The organism is uncultured Marinococcus sp. (genome assembly GCF_947493875.1).
Taxonomy (GTDB): domain Bacteria; phylum Bacillota; class Bacilli; order Bacillales; family Marinococcaceae; genus Marinococcus.
Map to the genome: position 1 here is coordinate 45651 of NZ_CANLSU010000011.1, position 6987 is coordinate 52637.

Sequence of the window (6987 nt, forward strand, 5' to 3'; positions counted from 1 at the left end):
GAAGTATGACTCTTAAAGGGCCAACCCAATATATATTAAAATAGTGTGGAAGATAAACTATGATCTTTCCACACTATCCCTATTATTAAATTAACCACTGATTTTTACATTAAACACTTTTAATGTAACGTGTTTTATATTGAAGATAAAAATCTGTCGCTTCACTACCAAGTTCTTTGAAAGTTCCTGTACTGGATTGCTTGTACCCACCGAAAGGTGCTTGAAAGAAAGTACCTGTAGTGGTCATATTTACTTTTACAATTCCTGCTTCTATTTCATTAAGTGCTTTATTCATATACTCAAGGTTTTTCGTGCAAATTGCTGAAGACAACCCATAATCTACATCATTTGCCACTGTAATTGCTTCATTGATATCTTGTACTTTAATAATACTGTTTACTGGTCCAAAAATCTCTTCTTTAGCGACTTGCATCCACGGTTTTACTTCACTGATGACGGTCGGTTCTACGAAGTACCCTTGTTGGTATTCGTTTCCTTTTGGAGTGTTTCCGCCTATAAGCACCTTAGCCCCTTCATCTTTTGCACTTTGGATGAGATTAAGCGTAGATTGAAGTTCAGACTGATTTACTTGAGGCCCCATGTCTACGCCTTCTGTTAAGCCATTGCCCACTTTTATCTCTTCAGTCTTTTTCACAAGTTTCTCCGTAAACTCTTCAGCTATTTTCTCATGGACTATGATTCTACCTGTTGCTGTACATGCTTGACCTGTCTGCCCGTAAGCGCCCGCTACAGCCAGCTGAACCGCTTCGTCAATATCTGCATCTTCCATAACTATAAGAGGGTTTTTTCCTCCCATCTCAAGCAAGCAACGTTTCATATCTTTAGCTGCTTCCGCGTATATTTTTTTACCAACTGCATTAGAGCCCGTAAATGTTACGGCTTTGATAGCACTATGGTTAATCATATCTGGAACAAGTTTTCCTGGCGCAATTACGAAATTAACTACACCAGCAGGAACACCGGCGCGATTGACTATATCTATAAATTTCATTGCCGTTAAAGGCGTTTCAGAAGAAGGTTTTAAAATCACTGTGTTCCCAGCAGCAATAGCTGGTGCTGTTTTCCAAGCAGGAATGGATAATGGAAAGTTCCAAGGTGTAACTACTAAAACTGGACCAAGTGCTTCAGGTTTAGTTTCGATTTGGACATTTGGGATATCCGCTTCAACTATCATTCCTTTCATCCGACGACATTCTCCAGCGTAATATTTCACAATTCCTGCAGCATATCCAACTTCTTTTAGAGCATCATTGTAGGTCTTCCCCTCTTCTTTAACGATTGCTCTCGCAAGGTCTTCTTTTTCCTCTTCCATTAATTTTGAAATGTTATATAAATATTCTCCGCGTTGAGGAGCAGGCGTCGTGCCCCAAAATTTTGACGCTTTCTCTGCAGAATCTATCGCCTCATTTACATCCTCTATATCTGATTGATAAAAGGAAGAAATAACTTCCTGGGTATTAGCAGGGTTTACTCCTTCTTTTAAATCTTTACCAGAAGGCGCAACCCAGTTTCCATTTATAAAATTTTTCAGTGTTGTTGCAGTTGCAGTAGTTGCCATAATTTCTCTCTCCTTTGATTAGTTTTATATTAATTTTCATAAAACAACTTTTGTTGTTAAGTGTTCTCACCAGCGCCTCGTCTCCTTGATTGCTCAGAAGACTTGACTAATATCTTACGGCCAATTTGATCTAAATGTTTCCAAATAGCGTTATCGACTTCTGCTCCATTATGTGAAGCCTTTTCAAATTCCGCTTTTAATAATGCAGATTCTACAAGTTGAACACTTTCACAATTTTTCTTACGACGTAATTCTTTAACGCATGAATTGATTAGTTCTATTTCCATCGCAGAGTAAAGCGAAAACTCTTCACACGATAATGTATTATTATCAAACGGGAACAGATCCTTCGAAAATTTTTGCTGCATAATATTCTCTACTTCTTCTCCTTCAGCTATAAATGGAAAAGGATTTTCCGGGGTTGCTAACATCCATATTGCAGTGTTTCTTGTGCTCCTATAATTGATTAAACATCCTTTATTTCTGAAAGCAACGTAATTGGCAGTCTTAGCCAGGGCTTGGGAAGGTACAGTATTTTGTACAGATACTTGAACTATTTGATTTGCATAATTTAGACTCAACGCACAGTCTGCTATAGCTTTACCATACACAACAGCACTCCCGTTACTGATATTGCAATATAAAACATTATTACTTTTCTTCGATATTTCTATGCTATTTAATCCATGTTTTAATATATCATCGGTTTCTTTTTGTAAAATGGAAAGACCTTTGAGTCCAACGATTTCGCTCCATGCTACCGCTTCTGCTCCATCATCGGCATATCCATAGGGAATACCACAAGCCAAAAACACCTTTTTACAATGAGCGAATAATTCTAGATAGGAAACTCGCATTTCTGCGCCTCCTCTTCAGCTGTAAAAGCATTTGTGAAGAAACGTAACCAATTCCCTCCCATCACTTTCGATATTTCCTCATCTTTCATTCCATTTTCTTGTAAACCTCTTATAATGTTGGGAAAATCAGCTGGAGTTTTAAACCATTCTGGCCATTCAGGCCACTCGGGATCTTCTTGCGAACCAGCTCCATAATCAATTTCGAAAGTCCATCGTCCCATCCTCATCCAGTTTAAAAACTCCTTGGACATGTTCATGGTTAAATCTGTGCCAATTCCGACATGATCAATTCCCATAAAATCTACTGTTTCCATTATCATTTCACAGAACTCATTCAATGTTGTACTTTTTCCATTAATCAAATGAGGATAGGCGCACACTCCAATGACGCCTTTATTCTCTTTCAAAGCTTGAAGTACTTTTTCAGATTTATTTCTTTTCGTAGGATAAAGCCAATCAGGATTCGCATGAGTAATTGCCACTGGACGATTTGATATCTCAATTGCATCGAGAGAAGTTTGTTCGCCAACATGCGATAAATCAACCACCATCCCAACTCGGTTCATTTCTTCAACTACCAATTTGCCATAGCGAGAAAGTCCACTATCTATTTTTTCGTAACAACTACTTCCAACTAAATTTTGATTGTTATAAGTTAGTTGCATCACTTTAACCCCAAGCTGATTAAATACAGAAACAAGAGAAAGATCATCTTCTAAAGCTGAGGTATTTTGTGTTCCCAGAATCACACCTATCTTTCCTTCTTTTTTGGCTTTCAAAATATCAGAACCTTGAAAGACTTGCATTACCAAGTCACTATTTGCTTTAAAAAATTGATGCCATGCCCCAACCTTACTGATTGTCTCTCGGGCATTCTCCCACAAACCACAGCAAGCATGAACACAAGTTACACCACCCTCTTGAAGCAGATACAAAAAGTCTCGATCCCAATTACTTAGTTCTAATGCATCAATAGTAATTATTTCTTGTTGAGTCATAACATGCCCCTTCTTTAGTAGGTATTTGTGGAAAAACCCAATTATCTGCGAATGGTTCCCCTATTTCTTCTACAAGAGGTGCGCCTTGAAACAAAGTAATACGCACCCAACGATCAGATTTTGGATTAAAACGTTCCGCTCCAAAAAAAGACAACTTACATCTTAATAAATTAACTGGCGATAATTTTTTGCTTAATAAATTCATTCGAATCTCACCATATTCATAACCATTTAAAGATTGGATACGTTTTATAATTCCTTTATATTTTGGATATTTTAAAATAAAAGAAGTAATCATTTGTTCTGAAGAATCATTTTCTAATGCTTGATGTACTTCCTGTACTTGTTCGGCAATGTTCAAGGGCATCTCAAACTCTTCTCCAGGGTCTTCTCCACGAATTCCTAGGCGTGGCTCTTCTTTTTCTTCAGACCGATACCAAAAATAATATTTTTCTTCTGGATCAGTAAAATCGTAATCAAAAACCCAAGCATATTGATCATTTATTAGTTGTTTTAATTGGTCTACCGTCATTTTTGGATCAATTTGATAGGATTCTTCCGAACCCATATATTGCTCTAGTTCAATAACATGTTCGGCATAAAGTTCTAATAAAAGTGTATACAGTAATTCTTGTGTTTCTATTGGAACCATTTCAGTTAATTCTTGCCATACATCAAATACTGGTTGGCCTTCTATTTCTCTCGTGCTCATGTATTCTACAACGAGACTTTTTAAACGCTTAATATTTTTATCTAGATCTTCTGGATTAACAAAAATTTCTCTATCAATTAATCTTGATTCCTCAAAATAATTAGAAACACGTTCCAACCACTGAGTTAAAATTACCAAGTCGCTTTGTGAGGGCTGAATGTCTTTGACTCTTGCTATTGCTTTTTCTCGAAAAAAGATCCATTGATGAATCAATTTTGGATGTGAAATCAAAAATGGCGCCATCCCCAAGCCAGTAGCATTTCCAGTCCCCATAAAACGCTTAATTTCAGGCCCTAGTTTAATGGAGTGAGAGTTTTTTTCATGCGCTATATGTTCTACTAAATGGAAACTAAAATGACGTAACATGTAAACAGCAAACATTTGAGCTTGAAAAGGCCCACTAAAGGGATGATCGTTTTTAATCTTTTCATAAGGCGCTAAACCAAATTTTCCATTTCCATAAACAGCTGTTGTTCGAAGCAAATATCCAACTTCATTTAATGTTTGTGGATCTGGTTGCTCTTGTTTTGTCAAACATTCAATTACATAATTAAAAACTCTATTGCTTTTATTTGCGCGAGACCAAACAAGGTCAGAAGAATCGCTCCGTCCAACTTCTTGTTTCGGCAATTCTACTTTTAGTCTCTCTAATTTCTCGCTCGAAATAGTGCCCTCACATAATGCAAAAGTTACGTCCCATTTTTCTGAAATAACCCGATCGCTTCTTTCTTCCTCATTAATTCTTGTAGAAATAACGATAAAAGAAAACAAATGTTTTGGGGTTTGAACGCTATATATAGCGTAACCATAGCCTTCTTCGTTCAAATCAAAGGTAGTACACTCGATTTGCCAATTCTCTCTCATCATATTTCTTAACATCGTACGTAAAAAGCTCAAACTTGTAAGTCGAAATGCACCAATTCTTTCTTGTGTCATGACTTCAGAAGCGGGACGCAACTTATGCTTTTCACAGCTTATAGTCATTAACTATTCACCTCACTATTTAATCATGCTCTTTCATGGGTTAAATAATCTTTTTTTCATTATTTTTCCCATTTTTGAGGTCTTCTTCAGATACAGAGAATGACAATCCTTGTTCTCTTGCTAGCTTTTTACAAACATGTGGGGCAGTCCAAAATGTGGTCAAAAGTAATAAAGAGACTGGGACAGCAGTTACTACTATAAAAGATTGTAAAGAATTAACACCGCCTTCACCAATTGTTAGTAATATAGTTGCTACCGCCCCCATAAGTATTGCCCAAAAAACTCTTATAATCTTAGGCGGGTCTCCACTACCAGTAATAGCCATAGAAATAGTGAAAGACATTGAATCGGTCGTTGTTAGCACAAAAATAATAGTAGCTAGTAAAAAGAGGAAACCTAATAGTAGCCCAAATGGCAATTGTTCTGTTATTGCTATCATTGCAGCGGGCGGACCATTACTGTTGAGTGCTTGCGAAATAGAATTAGGTTGGGAAAGCTCTTGAAAAATTCCAGTGCCTCCTACAACCGTAAACCAAAAAGTTGTAACAATAGGAGCTATTATAGCTACGGCTAATACAATTTCGCGTATAGTTCTTCCTCGAGAAATACGGCTAGTAAAAATAGCCATCATAGGTCCATAACCTAAAAACCAGGCAAAAAAGAAAACTGTCCACCCACTCAACCATTCTTCGTTGCTACGGTAAGTATGCATTGTTAGAAAATTTTGAAGATAAAATCCGAATGATTCTAGATACGAATTAACAATAAACAACCAGGGGCCTAATATCAGCATGGCTATAACGAGACCTATGGCTAGAATAGTATTGTAACTGCTTAAGATTTGAATGCCTTTATGAATCCCCGTCACTGCAGAGATAGCCGCCACAATAACTAAAAAGATAATAATCAGAGAATGGGTTAATAAAGTATTAGGAAATCCTAATAAAGCGTTCAATCCGTAACCGGCTTGCAAGCCAAGAAATCCGATGGGACCTATGGTTCCTGCAGCTACCGCTATTATAGAAAAAGAATCTACAAACGTGCCTAATATGCTTTTTTTTATAACTTTGTCGCCAAAGATTGGATACAATAGAGATCTTGGTTTAAGGGGAGCGCCACGATGATAATGAGCATACATTAAAACGAAAGTGCTCAAAGTGCCTAAAATAGCCCAAGCCAGAAATCCCCAATCAACAAAACTCGTTGCCAATGCCGGCGTTACCGTTTCTTGGGCCTTCGACGGCACCCCTTCAAAATGCGGAGGAACATTTAAATAGTGACTCAAAGGCTCAGCCGCCGCCCAAAAAACCCCGCCACCAGCAAGCAAAGTACACATAATAATCGAAATCCACTTAAAGTTGCCTATTTCTGGCTTTTCCATATTCCCTAATTTTATTTTTCCATATTTAGAAAAACCTAAATATAAAGCAATAATAAACGTTCCAAGCATAAGGAATTGATAAAAAGAACCAAAATATTTTACAGAAAAATTGAATGAAGCGCTTACAATTTTAGTTACAAAGTTTTGGTCAATAATCCCTGCCAATACAAATAAAATCAAAGCCCCTCCACTTATGATGAAAACAGGTAAATCAACAGTTTTTTTCTCATTTTCCAAAAAACTACCTCCTTCATGAGCCAAAATAGAAAAACTCTATAATTCACAATATAGGTATTTAATTCCGATATTTATAAATTAACTTGTTTGAATATATTTGTCAATGCTCTCTTAATAAATTATTGATTTTTTTAATTGACATTCTAAGGTAAGAAAAAACAAAGGGACCGTCAATAATTTTGTGTAAACGGCTGTCCTCTTCCAGCCTTGAAGTTAACCCTGCCGTTGAAACATATCTT

Annotated in this window: 5 protein-coding genes; all 5 read right to left on the reverse strand. The window is 36.8% G+C overall.

Translation table 11 applies throughout. The annotated features are described in order from the left end of the window. Nucleotides 1-109: 109 nt before the first annotated feature. From Q0757_RS15525 to Q0757_RS15545, 5 genes are read right to left on the reverse strand one after another with little or no spacing between them, the layout of a single operon-like run. On the reverse strand, nucleotides 110-1579 hold the full coding sequence (locus Q0757_RS15525) for an aldehyde dehydrogenase (RefSeq protein WP_298788957.1): 1470 nt from the start codon (nucleotides 1577-1579) through the stop codon (nucleotides 110-112). 56 nt (nucleotides 1580-1635) lie between these two features. Next, nucleotides 1636-2436, reverse strand: coding sequence for a DUF3726 domain-containing protein (locus Q0757_RS15530; RefSeq protein ID WP_298788958.1), 801 nt, complete (start codon nucleotides 2434-2436; stop codon nucleotides 1636-1638). Further along, nucleotides 2418-3434, reverse strand: a complete 1017-nt coding sequence (locus Q0757_RS15535) for a membrane dipeptidase (protein WP_298788960.1) — start codon at nucleotides 3432-3434, stop codon at nucleotides 2418-2420. Before Q0757_RS15535 ends, Q0757_RS15530 begins: the two co-directional genes overlap by 19 nt. Beyond that, entirely contained in the window at nucleotides 3406-5130 is a 1725-nt protein-coding gene (locus tag Q0757_RS15540) for a hypothetical protein (RefSeq protein ID WP_298788962.1), read from the reverse strand. Before Q0757_RS15540 ends, Q0757_RS15535 begins: the two co-directional genes overlap by 29 nt. A gap of 40 nt (nucleotides 5131-5170) precedes the next feature. Next, nucleotides 5171-6748, reverse strand: coding sequence for a BCCT family transporter (locus Q0757_RS15545; protein WP_298788964.1), 1578 nt, complete (start codon nucleotides 6746-6748; stop codon nucleotides 5171-5173). Between the last annotated feature and the right edge of the window lie 239 nt (nucleotides 6749-6987).

Bases quoted from the DNA above. Each gene is read 5' to 3' on its own strand.
- Q0757_RS15525 (WP_298788957.1), bottom strand. From the start codon at position 1,579: ATGGCAACTACTGCAACTGCAACAACACTGAAAAATTTTATAAATGGA.
- Q0757_RS15530 (WP_298788958.1), bottom strand. From the start codon at position 2,436: ATGCGAGTTTCCTATCTAGAATTATTCGCTCATTGTAAAAAGGTGTTT.
- Q0757_RS15535 (WP_298788960.1), bottom strand. From the start codon at position 3,434: ATGACTCAACAAGAAATAATTACTATTGATGCATTAGAACTAAGTAAT.
- Q0757_RS15540 (WP_298788962.1), bottom strand. From the start codon at position 5,130: ATGACTATAAGCTGTGAAAAGCATAAGTTGCGTCCCGCTTCTGAAGTC.